The sequence below is a fragment of the Roseibium sp. SCP15 genome (genome assembly GCF_040329435.1).
GTDB lineage: Bacteria > Pseudomonadota > Alphaproteobacteria > Rhizobiales > Stappiaceae > Roseibium.
The window spans coordinates 77,443-101,221 of the sequence record NZ_JBDZYI010000005.1 but is presented as its reverse complement, the minus strand read 5'-3'; the positions used below and the strand labels follow the sequence as shown (position 1 = coordinate 101,221).

20 protein-coding genes are annotated in these 23,779 nt (G+C 57.6%); 8 read left to right on the top strand and 12 right to left on the bottom strand.

The features are described 5' to 3' along the window. Positions 1-25: 25 nt before the first annotated feature. The 4 genes from ABLO27_RS23350 to ABLO27_RS23335 form a co-directional block, all read right to left on the bottom strand. Positions 26-1,714, bottom strand: coding sequence for a methyl-accepting chemotaxis protein (locus tag ABLO27_RS23350; RefSeq protein ID WP_353036250.1), 1,689 nt, complete (start codon positions 1,712-1,714; stop codon positions 26-28). Between the two features lie 173 nt (positions 1,715-1,887). After that, a complete protein-coding gene (locus tag ABLO27_RS23345; RefSeq protein ID WP_353036248.1) occupies positions 1,888-3,771 on the bottom strand; it encodes a hypothetical protein in 1,884 nt (627 codons plus the stop codon). A gap of 100 nt (positions 3,772-3,871) precedes the next feature. After that, positions 3,872-4,429 carry an ActR/PrrA/RegA family redox response regulator transcription factor gene (locus ABLO27_RS23340; protein WP_353036246.1) on the bottom strand — a complete coding sequence of 186 codons (558 nt, stop codon included), beginning with the start codon at positions 4,427-4,429 and terminating at the stop codon, positions 3,872-3,874. 74 nt (positions 4,430-4,503) lie between these two features. After that, the gene (locus ABLO27_RS23335; protein WP_353036244.1) at positions 4,504-5,850 is read right to left on the bottom strand and encodes an ActS/PrrB/RegB family redox-sensitive histidine kinase; all 1,347 of its coding nucleotides are present in this window, start codon (positions 5,848-5,850) and stop codon (positions 4,504-4,506) included. A gap of 175 nt (positions 5,851-6,025) precedes the next feature. Here ABLO27_RS23335 and secB point away from each other — a divergent pair, with 175 nt between their 5' ends. After that, positions 6,026-6,526 carry a protein-export chaperone SecB gene (gene secB / locus ABLO27_RS23330; RefSeq protein WP_353036242.1) on the top strand — a complete coding sequence of 167 codons (501 nt, stop codon included), beginning with the start codon at positions 6,026-6,028 and terminating at the stop codon, positions 6,524-6,526. 73 nt (positions 6,527-6,599) lie between these two features. Here the strand turns inward: secB and ABLO27_RS23325 are convergent, their stop codons facing one another. From ABLO27_RS23325 to hrcA, 4 genes are read right to left on the bottom strand one after another with little or no spacing between them, the layout of a single operon-like run. Further along, positions 6,600-7,013, bottom strand: a complete 414-nt coding sequence (locus ABLO27_RS23325) for a carboxymuconolactone decarboxylase family protein (protein WP_353036240.1) — start codon at positions 7,011-7,013, stop codon at positions 6,600-6,602. Positions 7,014-7,040: 27 nt separating this feature from the next. Next, positions 7,041-7,844: a HesA/MoeB/ThiF family protein gene (locus tag ABLO27_RS23320; RefSeq protein ID WP_353036238.1), complete on the bottom strand. Its 804-nt coding sequence runs from the start codon at positions 7,842-7,844 to the stop codon at positions 7,041-7,043. Positions 7,845-7,863: 19 nt separating this feature from the next. Next, positions 7,864-8,121: a CPCC family cysteine-rich protein gene (locus ABLO27_RS23315; RefSeq protein ID WP_353036236.1), complete on the bottom strand. Its 258-nt coding sequence runs from the start codon at positions 8,119-8,121 to the stop codon at positions 7,864-7,866. Positions 8,122-8,133: 12 nt separating this feature from the next. Continuing rightward, the gene (hrcA, locus tag ABLO27_RS23310) at positions 8,134-9,240 is read right to left on the bottom strand and encodes a heat-inducible transcriptional repressor HrcA (protein WP_353036234.1); all 1,107 of its coding nucleotides are present in this window, start codon (positions 9,238-9,240) and stop codon (positions 8,134-8,136) included. A gap of 127 nt (positions 9,241-9,367) precedes the next feature. On the opposite strand from hrcA, the gene rph reads away from it, so the two are divergent. From rph to ABLO27_RS23275, 7 genes are all read left to right on the top strand, one after another. Beyond that, positions 9,368-10,081 carry a ribonuclease PH gene (gene rph, locus ABLO27_RS23305; protein WP_353036232.1) on the top strand — a complete coding sequence of 238 codons (714 nt, stop codon included), beginning with the start codon at positions 9,368-9,370 and terminating at the stop codon, positions 10,079-10,081. Positions 10,082-10,093: 12 nt separating this feature from the next. Continuing rightward, positions 10,094-10,732, top strand: coding sequence for an RdgB/HAM1 family non-canonical purine NTP pyrophosphatase (gene rdgB / locus ABLO27_RS23300; RefSeq protein ID WP_353036230.1), 639 nt, complete (start codon positions 10,094-10,096; stop codon positions 10,730-10,732). Continuing rightward, on the top strand, positions 10,732-11,901 hold the full coding sequence (hemW, locus tag ABLO27_RS23295; protein ID WP_353036228.1) for a radical SAM family heme chaperone HemW: 1,170 nt from the start codon (positions 10,732-10,734) through the stop codon (positions 11,899-11,901). Before rdgB ends, hemW begins: the two co-directional genes overlap by 1 nt. A gap of 320 nt (positions 11,902-12,221) precedes the next feature. Next, the gene (gene phaZ / locus ABLO27_RS23290; protein ID WP_417714850.1) at positions 12,222-13,757 is read left to right on the top strand and encodes a polyhydroxyalkanoate depolymerase; all 1,536 of its coding nucleotides are present in this window, start codon (positions 12,222-12,224) and stop codon (positions 13,755-13,757) included. A gap of 277 nt (positions 13,758-14,034) precedes the next feature. Next, positions 14,035-14,463: a DUF2852 domain-containing protein gene (locus ABLO27_RS23285; protein WP_353036224.1), complete on the top strand. Its 429-nt coding sequence runs from the start codon at positions 14,035-14,037 to the stop codon at positions 14,461-14,463. 136 nt (positions 14,464-14,599) lie between these two features. Next, on the top strand, positions 14,600-15,337 hold the full coding sequence (locus ABLO27_RS23280; RefSeq protein WP_353036222.1) for a M48 family metallopeptidase: 738 nt from the start codon (positions 14,600-14,602) through the stop codon (positions 15,335-15,337). A 99-nt stretch (positions 15,338-15,436) separates the two neighbouring features. Continuing rightward, positions 15,437-16,333, top strand: coding sequence for a dienelactone hydrolase family protein (locus tag ABLO27_RS23275; RefSeq protein ID WP_353036220.1), 897 nt, complete (start codon positions 15,437-15,439; stop codon positions 16,331-16,333). Positions 16,334-16,343: 10 nt separating this feature from the next. Here ABLO27_RS23275 and ABLO27_RS23270 read toward each other — a convergent pair whose 3' ends face one another. The 4 genes from ABLO27_RS23270 to trpS all read right to left on the bottom strand — a co-directional run bounded on the left by ABLO27_RS23270 (position 16,344) and on the right by trpS (position 23,736). Next, positions 16,344-18,602: a transglycosylase domain-containing protein gene (locus ABLO27_RS23270; RefSeq protein WP_353036218.1), complete on the bottom strand. Its 2,259-nt coding sequence runs from the start codon at positions 18,600-18,602 to the stop codon at positions 16,344-16,346. Positions 18,603-18,770: 168 nt separating this feature from the next. Continuing rightward, positions 18,771-19,637 carry a GNAT family N-acetyltransferase gene (locus tag ABLO27_RS23265; RefSeq protein ID WP_353036216.1) on the bottom strand — a complete coding sequence of 289 codons (867 nt, stop codon included), beginning with the start codon at positions 19,635-19,637 and terminating at the stop codon, positions 18,771-18,773. A gap of 389 nt (positions 19,638-20,026) precedes the next feature. Then, entirely contained in the window at positions 20,027-22,444 is a 2,418-nt protein-coding gene (locus tag ABLO27_RS23260) for a hybrid sensor histidine kinase/response regulator (protein WP_353036214.1), read from the bottom strand. Between the two features lie 212 nt (positions 22,445-22,656). After that, on the bottom strand, positions 22,657-23,736 hold the full coding sequence (gene trpS / locus ABLO27_RS23255; protein ID WP_353036212.1) for a tryptophan--tRNA ligase: 1,080 nt from the start codon (positions 23,734-23,736) through the stop codon (positions 22,657-22,659). Positions 23,737-23,779 lie beyond the last annotated feature (43 nt).

Here is a 23,779-nt window from a genome sequence, read left to right as displayed (position 1 = left end):
CCTTTGTCTTTGATGCGCAGGCAGCCTAAGCCGCAGAACGATTTCTAACTTCCTGCAGAAACGAAGCGACCTGATCACGCAGCATGGCTGCGTTTTCCTTCAGCTGCTGCGCGGAACTGTCGACCTTCTCGGCAGTGTCGCGCGTGTTTTCCGCTGCAGAGGCAACGGTTTCGATGTTGGTAGTCACTTCCACGGTGCTGCGGGAGGCCTCGGTGGCGTTGCTGGCAATTTCCTGCGTGGCAACACCCTGTTCCTCAACCGAAGAGGCGATGGAGGAGGCGATTTCGTTCATGTTGTTGATGATCTCGGTCACCGAAGATATCGCGGTTGCCGCATGGCCTGTTTCTTCCTGGATTGCTGAGATCTGGCTGGAAATTTCTTCGGTCGCCTTGGACGTCTGTGTTGCCAGCTCTTTCACTTCAGCTGCCACGACCGCAAAGCCCTTGCCGGCCTCACCGGCACGTGCCGCTTCGATTGTTGCGTTCAGCGCCAGGAGGTTGGTCTGTTCGGCGATCGCCTGGATAAGCGTCACAACCTCGCCGATGCGGCTTGCGGAATCCGACAGGCCGTTCATGCGCTGATTGGTCGATTGCGCTTCGCCGGCCGCGCGAGCGGCAATCTCGCTGGAAGACTGAACCTGCCTGCGGATTTCGTTGACCGATGCCGACAATTCTTCGGCGGCAGCTGCCACTGTCTCGACGTTGTGCGAGGCCTGTGAGGAAGCGTTGGACACCAGACCGCTCTGTTCGGTTGTCTGTGCGGCAACGCCGGTCATGTCCGCCGAGGCGACCTGGAGATTCTGCACCGAAGTGTCGATGATGTTCATCATTTCGGAAATCTGACGGTCGAAGTCGCTGCTCAACTGCTGGATTTCGGACCCCTTGCGAGCCTGATCTTCCTGGACAGCGTTTTGCTGGTCTTCGAGGTCTCGGCGGGCAGCTTCGTTTTGGACGAAGACCTCCATGGCTGCCGCCATCTGGCCGATTTCGTCGCCTCTGTCCGTACCTTCAATGGCAATATCCGTATTGCCGTCCGCAAGGGTGCACATATTGGCTGTCAGGGCACGAAGCGGGCGTACGGTGTTGCGAACTGCGACCACTGCAATTGTGATGGCGATCAGAGCGCCCACAGCGGCCAATGCCAGAATTGTTGCCGCGGCACTCCAATAGGCTGAATCGAGATCATCGACATAGACGCCCGTCCCGATCATCCAGTTCCAGGGAGCAAATCCGGCGCCCCAACCGTATTTTTCAATCGCGACTTCGCTGTTCGCGCGCGGCCAGTAGTAAAGCAGCGACCCGCCACCCGTCTTGGCTTGCCTGATCAGTTCTTCAACGATCGGAACCCCGGTCTTGTCCTTGAAACCGATCATGTTGGTGCCGACGATCGAGCTCTTCGGGTGCACCAGATTGGTGCCATCGTAGTCATAGACGAAGACGTAGTTGTTGCCTTCGAACCTGACGGCTCCGATTGCTGCCTTCGCCGCGGCCTGGGCCTCGTCACGAGTCATGTCGCCTGCTTGCTCAAGGCCCTGGTAATAGGCGGCGATGGAGACCGCGCTGTTTGAGATTTCTTCAATCTTTCCAAGACGTTCGTCGAACATCGCAGAATAAAGACTATTCAGGCTGACGACACAGATCGCGACAGTGAAAAGAAGAATAGTTGCAATGGGAAGACTGATTTTCCAGGTAATTGGCCAGCGTGCGAATGACATAACGAAATGATTCCTCTCAATATTCGTTGAGAGGAACCTCACTTAAACACCTGACCAAAAGCTTAAGCTTTCAGCATATCCGCCGTTTTAATCGATTAGTTATACCAAAGAGTATTAGGGTATCGCGAATTCTACCTAAGGGAAAAAGATTACGGAAACAACCTGGGTTTGCTTTACCTGCGGGCACAAAATACATCACGAAGACCTGGCCGGGACCAGGTTGCATTGTGAATTTGTCCTTTCAGAACGTGACCCTGCGCTTCGTAATAGAAGGTATTGGCACTGCCAAGACGTTGCAACGTGACCGCTCCATAGCCCATTTCGGCAACGGTTGCCGTTTGGCCATCCGGCGAAAAAACGACATTGAGGTCGATACCGGCCGTGCACAGATAGTCCGCGACATTCGTGCGTGCTGCCTGTTGCTGCTGGAAGACCTGCTGGTTGGCTCCACCAACGCTGCCCGGAGGAATAGGACCTGCTGGGAAGCCATTGTTTGGCTGACCGCCCTGGAAGCCGCCCTGCTGATCGCCAAAGCCACCTGCGCCATTGTTGCCGAAGCCCCCGGAAGGATTATTGCCGAAACCGCCATTGTTCCCGAAATTGGCAGGACCGCTGATGACCACTTCCCTGTAGGGTGTGCGGGTCACATAAATGCCGCGGCACTCACCGCCGGCGCCGCGAACTGTCCAGGCGTGAGACACATAGGTCTGCTGCTCGAGGATCTGGCCCGGTTCGAGACGTGCGTAAGGACGCTCTCCACCACGATAATCCACCCAGTGGACTTCAACGGGCTGACGGCTGGCATTGCGGAAGACGATCTGACCGGGTCGCACGGCCTCGACCGAACGGACGCGGCCAAGTTCGCTGCAGGAGAGATCTGACCCGGGTTCCTGGCCCGCAGCACCGTCTGCGACGATTTGCTGTGGCAGGGAACAGGTCGCGACGAACAGGCGCACCGGATTGGCGCTGCCACCCAGAGACACGCCGTAAGCAGGCATGCCTTCGACGGAAATCGACAGTTCCGACTGCCTGATCATCGCCTCCCAGAGCGGATCGGTCATCTCGATATTGACTTCCGGCAGCGAGACACCCGCTTCGTTCGCGGTCGAGGACCCGAATGCGTTGTAGCTTGCGGAATAGTCGCCGGCAGTTATGCGAACCGCCTGTGGCATCCCCTCCAGAAGTCCGGCAGGAGCCTGCTGGAAAGTGATCTTGGCAAAGCCGGATTGTGTGCCGCATTCGGCGCGGAAGTCACGATTGTCTGTCTGCGGTATCGAATGCTGCAAAAAGGACTGCGATCCAGGCTGACTGCCCGGTTCAGCGAGCCACTGCCGACCTTCTGCCGGAGAAACAAGAACAGGCTGGGCATTGGCATTTCCACGACCGGATAGGCTTTCGCGCACTGTCGTTTCCAGGTCGCCGGAAACGGCGGGGGAACCGCTGGCATCCGTACCGGGAGTGGAAATCGCCGTATCGACCTGCTCAAGAGGTTTCAAACCACCCGTCTCTGATGTGGGGTCCACTTCGGCAACGGTGGTTTGGTTTTGGTTCTCGGATGCACCTGGTGTCGTTGGCTGCTGCGCAGGAGCGCTCGTGGAAGACCCTGAGGAAGCAACGCCGGGCGTGTTGTTGCTGACCGGACCGGCTGCAACGCCGGAAGAGGTACCGACCACACGGGCGGTGGCGCCGGGCTTTCCGTCGCTTGTAACGTCGACAACCAGGGTGTTGCCGCTGCAGATATTTGCATCGCGATGCAGCACCCGGCTGTTTTCCAGTGTGACTTCCAGCTTCACGTCACAAGGTGGCAGCTTGCTGTCGCTTCCCATCGTGTCGATCACGACACCCTTGTCGTCCCGGCTGATGATCGGCCTGTATTTTTTATTGACGGTGATCGAACGGATGCCGGGTTCCGGCGGTTCCACATTGATGCGCACCGTTTCCGGGGCTGACTGGGCGAACGCATTGAGGCCCGAAGTCAGGAAAACGATACTGCAGGCCGTCAAAAGGCCGGATTTCAGCAAAGGTGCATAACGAGCGTGAGCAGCAACAAGCCGCATGAACGATCTCCATGGGAGCGCTAGGGAACCACCGACTGGGTTACTTAGGCAAAGTGGCGCTGAAAGGGCAACCCCGCAATAGGATCAAAACGGCGACCGCTCATCGCGGTGCGCGCTTTGCCAGAATACGCTGCAGGGTTCGACGGTGCATGTTGAGACGGCGCGCCGTTTCCGAGACGTTGCGGTCGCAAAGCTCGTAAACGCGCTGGATATGTTCCCAGCGAACCCGGTCGGCCGACATCGGGTTTTCAGGCGGCTGTGCCTTGTCCTCGGGCTTGCGGGCCAGGGCCGCCATGATGTCGTCCGGGTCGGCCGGCTTGGCCAGATAGTCGATTGCGCCGAGTTTTACCGCCGTGACGGCGGTGGCGATATTGCCATAGCCGGTCAGGACAATTGCGCGGCAATCGGGGCGTTTTTCGCGGATCTGCTGAATGACATCCAGCCCGTTGCCGTCTTCCAGGCGCATGTCGACAATCGCGAATGCCGGGGCATTGCGTGCGATCTTCGCGGCCGCGTCCTGCACGCCGTCTGCTGTCTCAGTATCGAAGCCACGCTTTTCCATGGCGCGCGCGAGGCGCTGCTGGAACGGCTTATCGTCGTCGACGATAAGGAGGCTCATATCTTCCGTTCCATTCAAGGAAGTCATCTGGTCCGTCATCTCGTCTTACCGTTTATTCTCAGCTCTTATTGGGGAGGCCGGATGAATATTCAATGTTTAACCTGCATTTTTCGTTAGTTGATGCCGTTATGGGGCGAAAAAGACGTTTCGTCCACTCCGGTGCCGCGCTCGAACAGTTCGCGGGGCCAGCTGATGCGAATATGGGCACCGCTTTGAGGTGGCGCCTGATTTTCAAGGTGAAGCTTGGCACCGGTGCGCTCCAGCAGGGTCTTGGCGATGAAAATGCCGAGGCCGAGGCCTCCTCCGGTGCCACTTTGCGGTGTCTTGCTGCCGCGCACGGAAACGTAGGGGTCACCAATCTTGCCAAGTATGTCGACAGAAAAGCCCGGACCGTCGTCCCGGATTGAAATCGAGAGGGTCTTGTCATCCCACTTGGCCGAGACATCGACGCGTGACTTGGCGAAGTCGACGGCATTTTCCACCAGATTGCCGAGGCCGTAACGAATGGCAGCATTTCGGGTGCCGACAGGTTCGGCCCCTTCACCCTGACTTGCGGAATGAATGGCCACGCCCAGTCCCCGGTGCGGGTCGATGACATCTTCCAGGAGCAGGGAGACAGGCATTCGCTGATAGGTTTGGTCTTCTTCGCTCGACAGACCTTTCAATTGCTGCAGGATCCCGCGACAACGTTCTGCCTGCGAGCGGATCAGCGCCACATCTTCCCCCCGGTGGTCGCCGCTGTCGAATTCATCGGTCAGCTCCTTGGCAACCAGATAGATGGTGGCAAGAGGTGTTCCAAGTTCGTGGGCGGCTGCGGTTGCCAGACCGTCGAGGGCATTGAGATGCTGTTCGCGGGCAAGAACAAGTTCGGTCGCTGCCAACGCGTCTGCGAGTTGCCTGGCTTCCTCTGCAACCCGGAACGCATAAACCGCCATGAAGCCGAGCGTCGACACCAGTGCGATCCAGATGCCGACGGAATAAACCACCGGCAGCTTGAAATCATCGCCGACGGGCCATGGCAGCGGTAAATGCAGGACAGCCAGAACGCTGGCACAAGCGGTAGCCAGGATGCCGAGTATTATGGTGTAGCGCGCTGAAAGCCCCGTGGCCGAGACCATGACTGGGGCCATCAGCAGAAATGCAAACGGGTTGCCCAGGCCGCCGGTCAGGAACAAGAGCCCGCTCATTTGCAGAATGTCGTAGACCAGCTGCAAGGTGGCCGCCTTTTCGGAAAGACGCAGTGCCGAAGGCCATTTGATCTTCAGGAAGATGTTGAGCCAGGCCGAAAACGCCACCATCGCAAATGCGGGACCGGCCGGAAGTGGATAGCCGAGACCGACATAGACGACCAGAAGGGCGGCGGACTGGCCGCCGACGGCAAGCCAGCGCAAGCGCACCAGGGTGTCGAGCTTCAAGCGCCTGTGAGGCAAGGTGATATTGGAAGTTGGATGATCCGCCATAAGTTTCTTTTGAATCGGATTCAGCCCTCTGGCAAGGCCGTGGCTCTTGTGCCGGCCGGTCGTAGATGGTAGCCAGCCGCTAACACGGTTGTCCGGAACACGCGGGCCGGCGGCCAACCGGAGGGATTTCATAGCTCTTCATTTCAGATCAGCCCCGCGAAACGGAATGAACAAAATGACCGATACGAATGACGGCGGCGCACAGCCGCAGGCGGAAGCAACCGCTGCACCGGGCATGAACATCCTTGGCCAGTACATCAAGGATCTGTCCTTTGAAAACCCGAATGCACCGCGCTCCCTGGCCCAGGGTGAGCAGCCGAAGCTCGATATCAATGTGAATGTCGGTGCTCAGCAGATGGGCGAAGATCAGTTCGAAGTAATTCTGACACTGACTGCAAAGGCAGAGCGCCCGGATCTGGTCATGTTCAACGTTGAGCTGGTCTATGCCGGTCTGTTCAAGATCACCGGTGTGCCGAAGGAGCATATGCATCCGTTCGTCATGATCGAATGCCCGCGCATGATTTTCCCGTTCGCACGCAACATCCTGTCGGAAGCAACCCGCAATGGCGGTTTCCCGCCGCTGATGCTCGATCCGATCGACTTTGCCCAGCTGTACCGCCAGAACATGGCTCAGCAGGCTGCGACCCAGCAGGCGAGCGAGCAGAAGCCGAACTAAGCTTCTTCATCCTTCCGGAACACTATTGGACCTGCGCCGGTTTCGGCGCGGGTTTTTTTGTGCCTGCGTTGTATCAGGTGTCGATTGCGTCGAATTCCGGATCGACGGGAACCTGCAGCGCGGTGACCAGGTGGTTTGTCATGCCGGCAAGTGCGATGATCTGCATCAGTTCGCCATGCTCTTCTTCGCTCATGCCTTTTGCTTTGGCGGCTGCCGTATGAGAATGCACGCAATAGCCGCAGCCATTGGCGGCTGAAACAGCGATGTAAATCATTTCCCGGATCTTCGGATCGATTGCTCCTGGAACCGCCATCACGGATTTCAGGTGTTCCCAGGTTCGTTTGAGGCCCTGCGGGTCGTAGGCGAGTGCCCGCCAGACATTGTTTATGAAGTCCGAGCCCCGGGTTTCCCTGATATCATCGAAAACCGCTTTGACCTCAGGGATGGAGTCAGCCTCGGCATCAGTCATCAGCTTCACGGTTGCCATTGCGGTTTCCTTGTTTCCTGCCGGAATTTACGTTTCTTCCAGGAGCTCCGCCCAGTTCTTCGGCTCGTCGCCGTTCAGCGGGTTCTTGGGAGAGCGCTTGTATCGTATCGTTTCCATCCGGAAGCTGCGCGCGTCAAACATCATCATGCGGCCGACAAGGCCCTCACCCGTACCGGTGATCTCCTTGATGACTTCCATTGCCTGCATTGCGCCGACTATTCCCGTAAGCGCACCCAGAACACCGGCCTGTGCGCAAGTTGGCAGCAAGCCGTCGCGTGGTTTTTTGGGAAACAGGCATCGGTAGGTGGGGTTGAGGTTTCCGTCGTTGTCGGTCTCGAACGGTCGCAATGTCGTGATTGATCCGTCAAATTGGCCGACAGCTGCCGTGACGAGCGGCTTTTGGGCAAAGAAACACGCATCTGATGCCAGGTAGCGCGTGTCGAAATTATCCGAGCCGTCAACGACGAGGTCGTATTTGGAAATCAGCGCCAGAGCGTTATGTGCTGCAAGGCGTGTGGGGTGCGGTTCAACGGCAACGTTCGGATTGAGACGGGCAATGGCCTGCGCCGCGCTGGCAACCTTCGGTTCGCTCAGCTGGTCGGTGTCATGGATCACCTGGCGCTGCAGGTTGGACAGGGACACGGTATCATCGTCGACGATCCCGAGCGTTCCGATACCGGCAGCGGCAAGATATTGCAGGACGGGGGCTCCCAGACCGCCGGCGCCGATGACCAGAACACGGGCGTTCTTCAGCTTCTGCTGTCCTGCACCGCCGATTTCCTGCATGACGATGTGACGGGCGTAACGTTCAAGTTCGGCTTGGGAGAGCATGTGTGCTTTGATCCGTTGATCAGTTGTTTTCCGGAAACTCTGTGAAATGTGGTTTTCGTACATTTTTTAGAAAACGAAGTTCGCTGGCACCGGTCGCAGCGAAGGTTTTCTTGGCTTCATTTAACGACGGCACGTTCACTCCGCCAGCATAATCGGGATCGGCATTCTGCACGGGATCAGCTTCCCAGAAGCAGACGGGACAAATCTCGTAGCTAAAATCGCCTTCCGGACCTATCGTATAGTACCCGCAACACTTGCAAGCCACCTGGTCATTCATGTCATACGGTCCCTAGCCGAGGATCTTGCTGACGAGGCGGGCCGTGTAGTCCACCATCGGGATGACCCGTGCATAGTTGAGCCGTGTCGGGCCGATGACGCCCAGAACACCGACGATCCGCTGGTTGCTGTCACGATAGGGAGAGACGACGAGCGAGGAGCCGGACAGGGAAAACAGATTGTTTTCCGATCCGATGAAGATCCGCACTCCGTCGCCTTTTTCGGCAAGGCCAAGCAACTGGATGAGATCCTTCTTGTTCTCCAGGTCATCGAACAGCAATCTGATGCGTTCAAGGTCTTCCACGGCTTCCAGGTCGGTCAGAAGGTTGGACCGGCCGCGGACAATTAACGTACCCGGATCGTTGGTGTTCTCCCCGCTCCAGACGGCGAGCCCGGCATTGATCACCTTTTGGCTCAGCTGGTCGAGTTCCGCCTGGTCGGCATCGCGCACCCGTTCCAGTTCGGCGCGGATGTTTGCGATGGTCCGTCCCTGCAGCTGGGCGTTCAGATAGTTGGTTGCTTCCACCAGGGCTGAAGACGGCAGATCGGCCGGCAGATCGATCACGCGGTTTTCCACCGATCCGTCCTCGCTGACCAGAATGACCAGCGCCTTTTGTGGTTCGATGCGGACAAATTCGATGTGTTTCAGCCGCATGTCCGTCTTGTGAGTCAGGACCACGCCTGCACCCATCGACAGGCCGGACAGCATCTGGCTGGCTTCGGTCAGCACCTGTTCGGCGGAATTCGCCTGCTGGGAGGCGCGAACCTGAACATCGATCTGCTGGCGTTCGTCCTGCGTCAGGTCACCGACTTCCAGAAGCGCATCGACGAAGAACCGCAATCCGATTTCGGTCGGCAGGCGCCCGGCGCTGGTGTGGGGCGAATGAAGCAGACCCAGATGTTCCAGATCGGACATGACATTGCGCACCGATGCTGGCGACAGGGACATGGCCAGGTTACGCGAGACATTGCGTGACCCGACGGGTTCGCCGGTTTCCAGATAAGTTTCCACGATTGAGCGGAAGATTTCGCGGGATCTCTTGTCGAGGTCGCTGAGACTCAAGGCATGTTCTCCGTCTGAATGACTGCAAACCGGGGTCCGGAAAGGTCTTGCTCCCAAGATATAGGCCCAAAATGGGTCCGGCGTGAAGCTGGCCCTTTACGACTTGTTAAGTTGAGGTCTACAAGGCCCTCAGGAATGAAGGGAAACAGCTGTTTCATTTAAGCGAAAGTCGAAAGGGATTTTCATGCGTCCGTCAAAACGCGCAGCCGATGAACTCCGTGCGGTCACACTTGAGCGCGGTGTCTCCAAACATGCGGAAGGCTCCTGTCTCGTAAAATTCGGAGACACGCATGTGCTTTGCACCGCCAGCCTTGAAGAACGCGTTCCGCCGTGGCTGCGCGGTCAGAACCGCGGTTGGGTAACCGCCGAGTATGGCATGCTGCCACGTGCAACGGGTGATCGCATGCGCCGCGAGGCAAGCGCCGGAAAGCAATCCGGGCGTACGCAGGAGATCCAGCGGTTGATCGGCCGGTCCTTGCGGGCGGTGGTTGATCTGGAAGCGCTTGGCGAAGCCCAGATCACGGTCGATTGCGACGTTATCCAGGCTGACGGGGGAACACGCACGGCTGCGATCACCGGCGCCTGGGTTGCGCTACGCGATTGCATCGAATGGATGAAGTCGCGCGACATGGTATCCGGTGAGGTGCTGAAGAATCACATCGCGGCGATTTCCTGCGGTATCTACGAAGGTACGCCGGTTCTCGATCTGGATTATGCGGAAGACAGCACAGCCGAAACCGATGCAAACTTCGTTCTCACCGGCTCTGGCGGAATTGTCGAAATTCAGGGAACCGCGGAAGGTGCGCCCTTCTCCGAAGAGGAATTCGGACAACTTCTCGGTCTGGCGAAAGCCGGAATCGGGCGTTTGGTCGACTTGCAGAAAATGGCAATTCTTTAAGGATCCGACGTAATGAGCCACCGGAAACTGAAACCTGGAAAACTTGTCGTGGCCAGCCACAACAAGGGCAAGATCCGAGAGATCAACGAACTGCTCGCTCCCTACGGATTTGAGGTGGTTTCAGCCGGTGAGCTTGATCTGCCGGAACCGGAAGAAACCGGTCTGACCTTTGAAGAGAATGCCGCCATCAAGGCAGTGGCGGCAGCAAACGCTTCCGGTCTGCCGGCCTTGGCAGACGACAGCGGCTTTTGCGTCGCTGCGTTGAACGGCGATCCGGGCATTTACTCCGCGCGCTGGGCTGGTCCGGACAAGGATTTTGCCATGGCCATGCGCACGATCGAAGAAAAGCTCCAGTCGATGGGAGCATCGTCACCGGAACAGCGGCGCGGTTCGTTCGTTGCAGTTCTGTGTCTGGCCTGGCCGGATGGTCATCAGGAGTTTTTCCGCGGCGAAGTTGACGGCGACATTGTCTGGCCGCCGCGCGGAACTCAGGGCTTTGGCTATGATCCGATCTTTCAGCCGGATGGCCATGCCATCACCTTCGGGGAAATGTCGTCGGAGCAAAAGCATGGCTGGTCGGAAGACACGCCTGCCCTTTCTCATCGTGCCCGCGCGTTCCAGAAATTTGCCGCTGGCTGCTTGGGAGACTGATGACAGTGACGTCGCATGCGACCAGGGATGGTGGATTTGGCATTTATGTTCATTGGCCTTTTTGCGCGGCCAAGTGTCCATATTGCGACTTCAATTCTCACGTTCGTCATCAGCCGGTTGATCAGCTCCGATACACCGCTGCGTTTGAGCGCGAATTGGCCCATTTCGCGGAGTTGACTCAAGGCAAGACCGTCGAGTCCGTCTTCCTGGGTGGTGGCACGCCGTCCCTGATGGATCCGAAAACGGTTGAGAACATCCTTGAGGCGATCGCCAAGAACTGGTCCCTGGACGCAAATGTCGAAATCTCGATGGAGGCCAATCCGTCCTCGGTAGAAGCCGAACGGTTCCGGGGATACCGCTCGGCAGGCGTCAACCGGGTGTCCCTCGGCGTTCAGTCCCTGATCGACAGGGACTTGAAGCTTCTGGGTCGTCTGCACGATGCACAGACCGCCCGCGCGGCTATCGAAACAGCGCGCGAAACATTCCCGCGCCTGTCCTTCGACATGATCTATGCCCGCCCCGGACAAACGCCGGAAGGCTGGGCAGAGGAACTGAACGAAGCCATTGCACTTGCCGCTGATCACCTGTCTCTCTATCAGCTCACGATAGAGGAAGGCACGCCCTTCCACACGCTTTATCACGCGGGAAAACTCAAGATGCCGGATCCGGATCTTGGAGCCGCCTTCTATGAGTTGACCCAGGACGTGACCGCCGCTGCCGGAATGCCGGCCTATGAGGTTTCAAACCATGCAAGGCCGGGAGCCGAATGCCGTCACAATCTCGTCTACTGGCGATATGGTGATTATGTCGGCGTCGGTCCGGGAGCCCATGGCCGCCTGACGGTCGGGGTCAACCGTCTGGCCACGTCTATCGAACGGCACCCGGAGACCTGGCTGGAAAATGTCGAGCAATACGGTCATGGCATGATCGAAAACATGGGCCTGAGCGAAGAAGAGCAGGGAGATGAATTTCTGCTTATGGGACTGCGGCTCACCGAAGGGATTGATCTGTCCCGCTACGAGATGTTCTCCCATAGATCTGTCGATCAAAGACGGCTGAACGCCCTTCTCGAGCATGGAATGATGGAAGAAATAGGGGAAAACCGTGTAAGGGCGACCCGAGAAGGTTTCTTTGTTCTCGATGCAGTCGTCGCCGATCTCGCAGCGTAATTCCAAGCTTACTCTTCGGAAAATATTTCTACCAAGTTGATTTAAATACCCTATCTGTTTTTGTGCGGCGCACAGAAATTTGATGCCAAAATGAGTTTAACCGCAATTGCGCGAAGTTATGCTCGCGGCCAGATAACAATTAGCAGTATTGCAGGCGGTTGCATGCCTAGCTATTCTGTTGCGATGCAATAGGTGACGCGAAACAAGCGAGCCGCGCGAGTGCGTATTGGAACTTCGCCTAAGGGGAAGGCAGCGGCTTTGTAAACAAGGGAGAGGCTTCTTTGCCTTTTTATCATCTTTACGAGCTGAATCACGCGGCCATGGCGCCGCTCAGAGCTGTCGCCGACATGACCAAGCTCTACTTCCAGAACCCGCTTAACCCTCTGACTCATACCAGCTATGGCCGATCGATTGCCGCTGGTTGTGAAGTTCTTGAACGCACCACGCGGCGATACGGGAAACCGGAATTCGGCTTGAAGGAAACAGTGGTGGGCGGTGTCCGCGTTCCTGTGCGCGAAAACATCGTCTGGAGCCGCCCATTCTGCGACATGGTTCACTTCGAGCGCGGGGTCACTTCGCACCGCAACGATCCCAAGGTTCTGATCGTGGCTCCCATGTCAGGCCACTATGCAACATTGCTGCGGGGCACAGTGGAAGCGCTGATGCCGGACGCTGATGTCTACATCACCGACTGGATTGACGCCCGCATGGTGCCGATCCAGGAAGGCAAGTTCGATCTGGACGATTACATCGACTACATCATTTCGATGCTGCACTTCCTGGGACCGGACACCCACATTCTTGGCGTTTGCCAGCCATCCGTTCCGGTTCTGGCGGCCGTCGCGGTCATGGAAGGCCGTGAAGATCCCTATGTTCCCTCATCAATGACCCTGATGGGCGGTCCGATCGACACACGTGTTGCTCCCACGGCCGTGAATGACCTCGCCGTGTCAAAGGGTCTCGACTGGTTCAAGAGCAACGTCATCATGAAGGTGCCGTTCCCGCATCCGGGCTTCATGCGCGATGTCTATCCGGGCTTTCTGCAGCTCTCAGGGTTCATGGGTATGAATCTGGACCGACACCTGACGGCTCATCGGGACTTCTTCCAGCATCTGGTCGAGGGTGACGGAGACAGTGCGGAAAAGCACCGTGAATTCTATGACGAATATCTCGCTGTCATGGATCTGACCGCTGAATTCTATCTGCAGACTGTGGAGACGGTCTTCATCGAACATTCGTTGCCCGACGGCAGGATGCTGCACAATGGCAGCCTCGTGGATTGCAGCAAGATCAAGCGCACGGCATTGATGACGGTTGAGGGTGAAAAGGACGACATTACCGGTCGTGGCCAGACCCGCGCCGCTCACAAGCTCTGTTCAAATCTGCCGGATGAAAACAAGGTTCATTACGAGCAGCCGAATGTCGGCCACTACGGCGTCTTCAACGGCTCTCGCTGGCGGTCCGAAATCGCGCCTCGGGTCATGGACTTCATCCGCTCGAACCGCCCGGGTGCAGTCAAGCGTGCCGCAGGAAACGCCTCGGAGAAAAAGATCGCAAATCCTTCTGCAAAGTCACCGGCAATGCCCCAAACGATGGCCAAGGAAGTGACAGGCTCTCTTGAGGAAATCCTGTTGGCCAAGCCGGACGGAGCTGCTGACGATTTGAAAGCGATCAGCGGTGTCGGTCCGAAGCTGGAAGTCGCGCTGAACGAGGCCGGAATTTTTCATTACTGGCAGATTGCCTCCCTGACGGAAAGGCAGATCGAGGCACTGGACACGAAGCTCGATTTTCGGGGTCGCATTGCCAGAGACAAATGGATCGAACAAGCAAAACAACTGTCTGAAGTTGTCAGCTGACGACCGGTGCTGCGGGCGCATTGCATAAGGCGCCCGCGCCTGACTGGCGGCATCATTTCCAATGATATTTCAAATAAATCGCTGCAACGAACAATTGCAGCGAATAGATTATTCCTGAATTTTGTTTATCAGTTAAAACAGACACTTACAGCTAGTTTAGCCTGAGGAATTGTGACGGGATCAGGCGTTTTCTTCAGCGTTTTCCGGTCACAAATCCTTGAAGCCGCATCGGACAATCCCCACCTGATTGACGTGGATGTCTTAAATGGATGGGACGATGACGACGACTAAAAGTTGCATGATCAAACCTGCCTGGACACCTGTGACCATCGGTCTGATGGTATTGGGGTTTGTGGTGTTTTGGCCGCTTGGCCTTGCCATGCTGGCCTACATTTTGTGGGGCGACCGATTTGAAGGCATGGCCCGAGACGCAAAGGATCAATGGCGGTCGAGCCCGCTGAAGGGAGCATTCGATCAAATGTCCAATACCGCAGGCTACGCACGTACAGGCAACGTTGCTTTCGACGACTACCGTGAGCGCGAGTTGAAGCGCTTGGAAGAAGAACGCGCGAAACTCGATACGATGCGCGCAGAATTTGACGACTTCCTCCGTGAACTGCGCCGCGCGCGCGACCAGGAGGAATTCGATCGCTTCATGGCCAACAGGGGCCGGACGACCGGCGGTAACGATTCCGCTGGGTTGTAAGTCCTCCTCCTCCCAGACCCGTCTCCTGACGGCCAGACCGAGAGCGGCGCCTTGATAGGCGTCGCTTTCGTCCGTTTATGGATAGAAGTTTCTCCCTTAAGCTTGTCGCAACTGATTCGTTTGGGTTCCGCTGTTCATGCTGTACCGCGCCGGCAAGAAATCTCTGCCAGAGCACATAGACATTCAAACAGATACCAGGGACGTGCGCATTCGCCTGCGTGCGAACCCAAGGGCACAGCGGTATCTGCTGCGCATTCCCGCCGACCGCTCCGGTCCCGTTCTAACGGTCCCGAAAGGTGGCGATCTTGCCCGCGCAGAAAAGTTTGCCCGCCAGCACATCAACTGGCTGGTCGAGCGCCTGCAGGGACGACCCGATCATGTTGAGTTTTTGCCCGGAGACATCGTGCCTTTTCGCGGAGAGGACCACGTCATCGTTCCAACAGGAAAGCTTCGCGGGCTTGTTTCGCTGGGAGAAACGGAAGACGGCTACCCCGCTCTTCTGGTTCCCGGTGCGGATGACCACATTCCCAGGAAAGTGACAAACTGGCTCAAGGAACAGGCACGAAAAGAGCTGACGCAGCGCTCGGAAATTCATGCCAGGACGATCGGCAGAAAAATCACCGGGATCAGCGTTCGCGATACCAGGAGCCGTTGGGGATCATGTGCATCCAATGGCCGGATTTCCTATTCGTGGCGTCTGATCCTCGCCCCACCGGACATTCTTGACTATGTGGCGGCGCACGAGGTGGCCCATCTGCAGGAAATGAACCATTCCGCACGCTTCTGGCGCCTGTGCGAGCAACTGGCGCCTCAGACGCCGACGGCACGGATCTGGCTGAAGGAAAACGGCCAGCAACTGCATGGTTTCGGCTAAAGCATCTTGTGCCAAGACTGGGCCATCTGATGCTGCCTGAAATCTTGCAATAATTTGCAGATGTGGTTCGCTGAGCCGATGAATTCGGAAAGGCGGACCATGCGATTTTACAGCGCGTCAGATACGATACGAACCGGCTCGATGCTCCGCCAGATTACGGGGCACATTCGGTCGGCGGGCATTCGCATCCTGCTCGGCATTGCCTGTCTGCTGGCTATGACCGGCTATTCTTTGGCCAAAAAGCCGTTCGAAGTTGTCCATTTTCCATCGGGCGCCCTTCCTGGTTCAGCTCAGGGGAAGGAGAAAACACCGATCTGGGGGCATCTGGCCAAACCAGATGGCGAGGGGCCGCACCCTGCGGTCGTTCTCCTGCATGGCTGCGGCGGCATTCAGCAGTCCTATTTTGATTGGGCCCAACTGTTGGCACGCGCAGGATTTATGGCTCTGGTTGTCGATAGCTTTCATCCCAGAAGCCTGACAAGTGACTGCAGCGGTCTCAGCAGCAGCGCGTCTCCAACGGCGAGGACACTTGATGCATTTGGAGCACTCCGGTTCCTGAACGGGCTTGAATTTGTCGATCCCGACCGAATTGGCCTGATTGGTTGGTCCCAAGGTGGAATTACCGTTCAGTATGCAGCAAACGCGCATGGTCTTGGCAGCAGGTTTGAGAACAGTTTCAAAGCAGCTGTTGCGCTTTACCCCTATTGCATTGCGGACCGGACTTATGCGGTTCCGTTGCTGGTTCTTATCGGAGAAGCAGACGACTGGACACCGGTTTCCGAATGCCGAAAGCTGGAGCACCGTAACAGGGAACGGCAGAACGACGTTGAGCTTGTCGTCTATCCCGGTGCATTTCACGCGTTTGACAATCCGGCAATTGGAGCCGGCTTCTATTTTCCGGGGGCCTCGGGGCAGCGCCACTGGCTCCAGTACAACGCCGATGCACACACGGATGCCACGGAGCGCATCGTCACGTTCCTGAAGGACCGCCTCTAGGAACCGGTCCCTAACCGCCGCCAAACAGATTGCGCAGAAGATTGAGCGGTCCGCGCCGCTCCCCCGTACCTTCACCACCGATTGGGGCTGGTGGGATAGGCTCGCTGCCGGAGCCGACGCTGTCCTGCCCACCGGGAATGGGTTTGCGTGGTGCCGAGACATTTGCAGGCAGGTTCGGGACGCCGGGTAGATCGGCAACCGGCAGATCGTTGTGTGCCACGTCCATCACGTCTTTCCAGACCAGGGCAGGCAGGCTGCCGCCAGTGGCTTTCCTGGTTGGCGAGTTGTCGTCATTGCCGAACCACACCGCCGTTGTCAGGTTGCCGGTGTAACCAATGAACCATGCGTCCCTGAAGTCCTGACTGGTTCCGGTCTTGCCGCCTGCCGGACGTCCGCTGTCGAGCCGTGCCTTGCGGCCGGTTCCGGTCAGCAACGTTTCAGACATCATCAGGTTCATGTTGCCGACCTGCTGACGGTTGACCACCCGCCCACGGCCATCTCCGGAGCGCGAGTAAAGCGTCTTGCCGTCCACGGTCTTGATGCGCCGGATGACATGCGGCAGCACGCCATAACCTCCATTTGAAAACGGGACATAGGCCGCCGCAATTTCAATCGGAGTAACCTCGGATGTCCCCAGGGAAAGTGACAGGTTCTTCTTCAGCTCGGAATTGATACCCAGCCGTTTGGCGGTGCTTGCAACGGTGCCGGCGCCAACCTCATAGGCAAGCCGCGCCGCCACCGTGTTGAGCGACAGGCTCAGCGCCCGGGTCAGCGTGACCGGCCCGTAGTGCTCTTTCGTGTAGTTCTTGGGTGACCAGCCGCCGATCGTGATCGGTTGATCCTGGCGAATGGATTGCGGTGTCAGACCGTTCTCAAGAGCCGCCAGATAGACAAACGGCTTGAAGGCCGACCCGGGCTGGCGTTTGGCATAGACGGCCCGGTTGAACTGGCTCTTCGAGTAATCGGCACCGCCGACCAGCGCTTTGACCGCTCCGGCTGTATCCAGCGTGACAACGGCGCCTTGCGACACGCCGAGTTTCTGCCGGTTTTCATTCAGTGCGGACCGAAGGGCCGTTTCCGCAGCGCGTTGAATGTCGGGGTCTATGGTCGTGTCGACAATGATGTCGCTTTCAATCGAGCCGACATAATGCGGCAGGACATCCATGACATAGTCGGCCACATAATTCTCGCTGGCGGTGGTATAGCGGCGCACCACCTTGGCCGGGGCCGCGATCGCGTTCTTGGCCTCATCGGAATTGATGTAGCCTTCCTCATGCATCGCGGCGAGCACGAGCTGGGCACGATCTTCGGCAAGATCCGGATTGCGTGCCGGTGAATAGCGCGAGGGTGCCTTCAAGAGCCCGGCAATCGTCGCCGCCTCTGCGACCGTCATCAGTCTGGCAGACTTTCCGAAATAGCGCCTGGCTGCCGCATCCACACCATAAGCCCCTGACCCCAGATAGACCCTGTTGAGATACATTTCCAGGATCTCGTCCTTGGAGTATTTTGCTTCCAGCCAGAACGCGAGCACCAGTTCCTGTATCTTCCGTTTAATTGTGCGGTCCGGTTCCAGGAAGAGGTTCTTGGCGAGCTGCTGCGTCAGTGTCGATCCACCCTGCGCAAGGCGTCCGGTTGTCAGATTGGTGTAAAAGGCACGCGCAAGACCAATGGGGTCGATGCCGAAGTGAGACCGGAAACGCCGATCTTCAATGGCGATCACCGCATTTGGCAGATAAGGCGGCAGCTGTTCCAGGCGTACAGCTTCACCGCCAGTGTCTCCACGGTTCGCTACCAGCTGACCGTTGGAAGCAACAATCTTCACGTTAGGTGGACGTGCCGGCACCTGCCATTCGGACGTGGGCGGCAGAAAGGCTGCGTAATAACCGACGATGCAGACGACTGCGATCGCGCCCCAAATGCCCAGGACAGCGCTCCAGTAAACACCGCGCTTGAAAAGGCGTCCGAGGAAAGTCGGCGCCTGAAAACGGTTCTTCCGCTTGCGGCTGCGCCGTTTGGCACCGGACCGCCCGCCCCCCCGGTTGCCGGAGCCGGCCTTGGTGCGGCTGGCCTGGGGACTAGATGATTTCTTCGTGGAGGTTTTTTTCCGTGAACCGGACTTGGCTGTCTTGCGGGTTTTGGATTTGGAGGAAGATTTACCTGGAGACGCAGCCGGGCGATCCTGCGGTCCCAGGCGCAGGTCGAGCAGACTGCTGCTCGTTTCCCCAAATGTCGGCTCAATTCGCGGCTGGCGTTTCGCCCGAGGCGCCATTGATCATCCGTCCCGTAAAATTTCCGGCAATCCACCGGCTTCCCCGGTGATGATCCTAGAATGCGGCAATTTAAGGGGGCGTTAAGGCTTTGGACGTTTGCGCCGACTCAACCGCAAAAACCGGCCGATATATCGGCCGGCGGTTTGCAAAGCAGCGGAATGTGAATGTCAGCTGGCGTAGCGGCTGGCGTCGGCGCCGTAATAATTGACGTACCGCGCATTGAGTTCGGACACGGGCATAATGATCAGGACATCCGTCGTGCCGAACTGCTGGTCCACAACCGCGCCGTCACCGATAAAGGCTCCGAGGCGCAGGTATCCCTTCACGAGTGGAGGAAGTGCGCGCAAAGCCTCTTTGGCGTTTATCTTGTCGGCCGGCAATCGGTTCATCTCCACATACCGGTCTTCCACGGCGCGCACACGCCATTGTTCCGGGGCCCGGGCATTGTGATGAAGGAATGACAACTGATCGGCCAGAGCGTCCGGGTTGGTGCCTTCAATCGACGCACAACCGATCATGACGTCGATCTTGTGGCGAAGCACATAGGACCAGATGCCGTGCCACAGAAGTTCAACAGTCTTCTTGTTGCGGTAAGGCTTCAGGACGCAGGACCTGCCCAGCTCCATGAATCGCTTGCCAGGATTCGCGTCGATCAGCTTTTGGACGTCATATTCGCTCGCGGTGTAAAATCCGCTGTGCTGGTCAGCCACTTCCTGTCTCAGGATCCTGTAGGTTCCGACGATTTCCGGCTTCAGGCGACCCAACTTGTTTCGCTTCAGCGTGTCGTGATCCACGACCAGAAGATGATCGCAATACGCGTCAAAGGGATCGGCATCGCGGCGGGTGGTCTGCGTCTGGGCATCGGCAATCGCCGACATTTCCTCGTAGAAGACTTCGTAGCGCAGGCGCTGCGCTTTTTTGACTTCCTTGAAGTTTCTGGCCATCCGGACTTCAAGAGATCCGATGCGGCCGAGCGATTCTCCGAGTTTGACGGGAGAGTGGAGCGGAGCACTCAAGCGAGCGGCATTGGTCATGGGCGCACCTGTGCGTGATGCCGGCGCAATCTTCCGAACCAGCTTTCGTGGAGAAAATAGCCCTTGTCGCATTATGGACATCCCACCCTCTTGCTTCCGTTATAGGGCACTCTGACGGGTTTCACAGTCTTGGAGCTGTTTCACCGAAGTTTTTTTCTTCGCCGGCATATATCCCCCGGCGCAGGACAGCGTGCTTTGATCCTGGCGTAGAACATATTTTTCCAACAGCTGCATGACAGTTGGTTCTTTTCCACGCAGGTTCAAGGCAAAGCTTATCCCAGTCTTTGACTTTTGTGAAATTTGACGAGTAAAGCGCAAGGTTTCAGCCACAGGGTTGTAGCCGGGCGCGTCGGAGTCTCAAGTTAGCCGCCTCATAAATGGCTCTCAAATCAACTCCGACCAATCTTTGCAAGGGCTTGGGAAATCGCTTCGACCGAGAGTGGCTTTGTCAGGTAACCGGCAGCGCCAACGTCGGCAGCTCTGTCTCTGGCGTCCTTCATGACATCCGCCGTGACGATCAGCACCGGGACCGGCGCGCGTCCACTGGCTCTTTCATCTTCGCGAATTTTCTCGATGGCCTGAAACCCATCCAGTCCCGGCATGTGCAGATCCATGAGAATGGCGTCAAATGATCCGGTTGCCGCCTCTTCGACAGCCTTTTCGCCATCCACCACCATCACCGGAACGTGGCCAAGCTTCCGAAGCATGGCTTCGCCCAACAGTCGATTGATGTCGTTGTCTTCGGCCACCAGCAGACGTAATGGACGGGCCGGGAGCCCGTTTCGACCGGAAAGAAATCCGTCCTGCACCGGCTCGGCGCTGACGTCCCAGGCATGCGCGGCATCTTCTTCGTTCAAAAGTCCCGTGAAGATCTGCATCAGGGTTTCAATCCGAACGGGACGGATGAGGAAAGCTGCGTATCCTGCTTGCCTGAGATGGTTCAGCCGGTCTCTCTCCGGAGGCGAGATCATGACGACTGCCGGCGCTTCGCAGCCCGCCAGACGGGCAGAGGCCAACCAGCCGCCGCTGTCCGCGATCGCTCCGCTGTCGACGATCAGCAAATCGGCTTCGGGCAAGCCGTCCTCGAGACCGACGCTGCCTGGGGCATGGATCGACACATTCGCCTTGTGATGAGACAGACGTTTGGCAAGCAGCGGGCATTCGATGCGGCTATCCGTCACGAACAAGATTTTCCGCTTCTCAAAAGCTGCAAGGCGAGGGTCGGTGCTTTCCGCCAGAACTTCCGGAATTGGCAGCGAGACATGGAAGATCGCGCCCTCCGTGGCAGAAGGTCGGGCACTGATCGTGCCACCCATCAGTGTGGCGAGGCGTTGTGCAATGGCAAGGCCGAGACCGGTTCCACCGAATTTGCGAGCAGGGCCGTGATCAACCTGCTCGAACTCCTGAAACAGCCGCTCCGCCTCGGCTTCGTCAAAGCCGATGCCGGTATCGCGAACCTCGATTTCAAGAAAACTGCCTCCGTCGGGATTGGCCCTTCCGGACAACTCGACCGCTACGCCCCCTTCGTCGGTGAACTTGATGCCATTGCCGATCAGATTGAACAGGATCTGGCGCACCCGGGTTGCATCAAGTGTGATTTCCTCGGGAAGGCGGGCGTCGAGCATGGTACCGATCTCGAGGTCTTTTGCGTGCGCTTTCGGAGCCAGCAGTTCCACGACACTTTCCGCCAACGCTCCAACGCGAACCGGTGCTGCCTGTATGTCGAGCTTTCCGGCTTCGACCTTGGAAAAGTCGAGAACCTCGTCAATCAGCAGCAACAGGGTTTCACCCGATGTCTCCAGAGCTTCGATATAGGCAAGTTGCTCTTTCGTCAGACGTGTGTCCCGCAGCAGGGCCGACATGCCAAGAACGCCATTGAGGGGCGTGCGGATCTCGTGACTGACAGTCGCCAGGAACCTCGATTTTGCAGCGCTCGAGCTTTCCGCCGAATGCCGGGCGGCAAGCAACTCTTCCTCGATCAGACGGCGTTCGGTGACGTCTCGCAACACAGTTTGAACGAGCTGCCGGTCAATTGCGGTATCGCGAACCGGAATATCAATGCGGGAGAACCAGCGACGTCCCTGTTCGGTCTCCAGATGAAGGTCCTGAAAGCCCATTCCATCCGGATTGCTTTCAAGGTTTGGGTCTCGCGTCTCTATCGGATCGGTCACGCGGACCTGAGGCAGATCCATGAGATTGCCCGGATGCAGGTCGTGATCGGAACCGAAAACATCCTCGGCGGCGGAATTGACGTAGGTTATAACTCCGTCCGCATCGCGCCGGATGACGACATCGCCCAGTGTGGCAAGAATGCTCGCATGGCGTTCGTCGGACTCGCCCAGTTCCCAGGCCTTGTCTTCCAGCTCTTCGGTCCTGGCCATCAGACGCCGGATCTTGTCGTCCTTGGTCTGAAGCGCCTGTGCGGATCGCTGCATTTCGTCAGCAAAGAGGCGCCAGACCGCCAGACCGCCGGCAAAGAAAGCCAGTCCAACTCCCAGGAACCGATTGAAACCGTCTGTCGATACAAGAAAGAGAGCGGATACCAGACCGATTACCAGACCGGCAACAGCAAGATGTTGAAGCGACTTTTTTGGTGCAGAGACCGGTACATCCGTTGCCCTGCGCCCGGGGCCGACTTCGGGGCCCTCCGCCGCATCCGATCTGACCCGGTTCTGCCGCGTTTCATGCCGCTGCGTTTCGCGGTTGGTGGATCCCGAGCGGCGGTCACGGCCAACGAAGTACTCATTCGCGGCTTCGTCTGCCTCCGTCACGGCTTTGGCAGCCCGTTCGCTGTTTTTGTTGACCAAGATCGATACTCACTACAAGACCCAGTTTGTGTGAGTGTGCCTCTTAATCTTTGATAAACCGTTTCAATCAGAGCCCGAATTGGCCGGAACAGCGTTCTGATGACGCGATTGAAAAACTGCTTCAGCCGCGTGATGCTGCTGATGATTGAAGATCGCACGGAAACAAAAAAGCCCGGGACGAAGCCCGGGCTTGAATGTCGATTTCAGAAGACTTAGCGGACTTCGAGGAAGCCGATGATCTTGCGAACGTCCTTGAGGACAGGTTCCGCGATTGCCGATGCCTTTTCAGCACCTTCCTTGAGAACGGCGTCGATCTGCGTCTTGTCGTCCATCAGACGGCGCATTTCGTCGGTCATCGGCGACAGTTTGCCGACGGCCAGCTCGGACAGAGCGGGTTTGAAGGCAGAGAACTGCTGACCGCCGAAGTCCTTCAGAACCTCTTCCTTGGACATTCCTGCCAGAGCGGCATAGATGCCGACGAGATTGTCAGCTTCCGGACGGCTTTCCAGTCCGTCGGCTTCACTCGGCAGGGCATCCGGGTCGGTCTTGGCCTTTTTCACCTTCTTGGCGATCGTGTCGGCATCGTCGGTCAGGTTGATGCGCGAAAGATCCGACGCATCAGACTTCGACATCTTCTTGGTACCGTCGCGCAGGGACATGATCCGGGTGGCCGGTCCTGCGATCATGGGTTCCGTCATCGGGAAATAAAGCTGCTCGGGCAATTCCGGCGAAGGTGTCGGATTCGGCACACCGATCCCTAGTTCCTTGATCCGGTCGCCAAAGTCGTTGTTGAACTTGGCGGCGATATCGCGGGTCAGCTCCAGGTGCTGTTTCTGATCATCACCGACGGGTACGTGGGTCGCCCGGTAGGCGAGGATGTCCGCGGCCATCAGATTCGGATAGGCAAAAAGCCCGACGGAAGCGTTTTCCCGGTTCTTGCCGGCCTTTTCCTTGAACTGGGTCATGCGGCTGAGCCAGCCCATCCGCGCCACGCAATTGAAGATCCAGGCAAGTTCAGTGTGCTCGCGAACCTGGGACTGGTTGAAAATAATAGACTTCTTCGGATCAATGCCGGCGGCCATATAGGCAGCGGTCACTTCCCGTGTGGCATTGGTCAATTCGAGCGGATCTGGAAATCCGGCGGTAATGGCGTGGGAGTCGACCACGCAGAAAATGGTCGGCATCTGATCCTGCAACGGAACCCAGCGCGAAACCGCGCCAAGATAGTTGCCTAGGTGAAGATTGCCGGTTGGCTGAACGCCGGAAAATACACGGGGCTGGAACTCCGTCATTTCAATTCCCTTTATTGGTGCGGCCGGTTGGAAGGGCGCTGTG

Coding starts and splice junctions, on each gene's coding strand:
- ABLO27_RS23315 (WP_353036236.1), bottom strand. CDS start 8,121: ATGAATGACCAGGTGGCTTGCAAGTGTTGCGGGTACTATACGATAGGT.
- rph (WP_353036232.1), top strand. CDS start 9,368: ATGCGTCCGTCAAAACGCGCAGCCGATGAACTCCGTGCGGTCACACTT.
- ABLO27_RS23320 (WP_353036238.1), bottom strand. CDS start 7,844: ATGCTCTCCCAAGCCGAACTTGAACGTTACGCCCGTCACATCGTCATG.
- ABLO27_RS23340 (WP_353036246.1), bottom strand. CDS start 4,429: ATGACGGACCAGATGACTTCCTTGAATGGAACGGAAGATATGAGCCTC.
- ABLO27_RS23335 (WP_353036244.1), bottom strand. CDS start 5,850: ATGGCGGATCATCCAACTTCCAATATCACCTTGCCTCACAGGCGCTTG.
- secB (WP_353036242.1), top strand. CDS start 6,026: ATGACCGATACGAATGACGGCGGCGCACAGCCGCAGGCGGAAGCAACC.
- phaZ (WP_417714850.1), top strand. CDS start 12,222: ATGGCGCCGCTCAGAGCTGTCGCCGACATGACCAAGCTCTACTTCCAG.
- ABLO27_RS23285 (WP_353036224.1), top strand. CDS start 14,035: ATGACGACGACTAAAAGTTGCATGATCAAACCTGCCTGGACACCTGTG.
- ABLO27_RS23345 (WP_353036248.1), bottom strand. CDS start 3,771: ATGCGGCTTGTTGCTGCTCACGCTCGTTATGCACCTTTGCTGAAATCC.
- ABLO27_RS23280 (WP_353036222.1), top strand. CDS start 14,600: ATGCTGTACCGCGCCGGCAAGAAATCTCTGCCAGAGCACATAGACATT.
- hemW (WP_353036228.1), top strand. CDS start 10,732: ATGACAGTGACGTCGCATGCGACCAGGGATGGTGGATTTGGCATTTAT.
- ABLO27_RS23265 (WP_353036216.1), bottom strand. CDS start 19,637: ATGACCAATGCCGCTCGCTTGAGTGCTCCGCTCCACTCTCCCGTCAAA.
- ABLO27_RS23270 (WP_353036218.1), bottom strand. CDS start 18,602: ATGGCGCCTCGGGCGAAACGCCAGCCGCGAATTGAGCCGACATTTGGG.
- trpS (WP_353036212.1), bottom strand. CDS start 23,736: ATGACGGAGTTCCAGCCCCGTGTATTTTCCGGCGTTCAGCCAACCGGC.
- ABLO27_RS23325 (WP_353036240.1), bottom strand. CDS start 7,013: ATGGCAACCGTGAAGCTGATGACTGATGCCGAGGCTGACTCCATCCCT.
- rdgB (WP_353036230.1), top strand. CDS start 10,094: ATGAGCCACCGGAAACTGAAACCTGGAAAACTTGTCGTGGCCAGCCAC.
- ABLO27_RS23350 (WP_353036250.1), bottom strand. CDS start 1,714: ATGTCATTCGCACGCTGGCCAATTACCTGGAAAATCAGTCTTCCCATT.
- ABLO27_RS23275 (WP_353036220.1), top strand. CDS start 15,437: ATGCGATTTTACAGCGCGTCAGATACGATACGAACCGGCTCGATGCTC.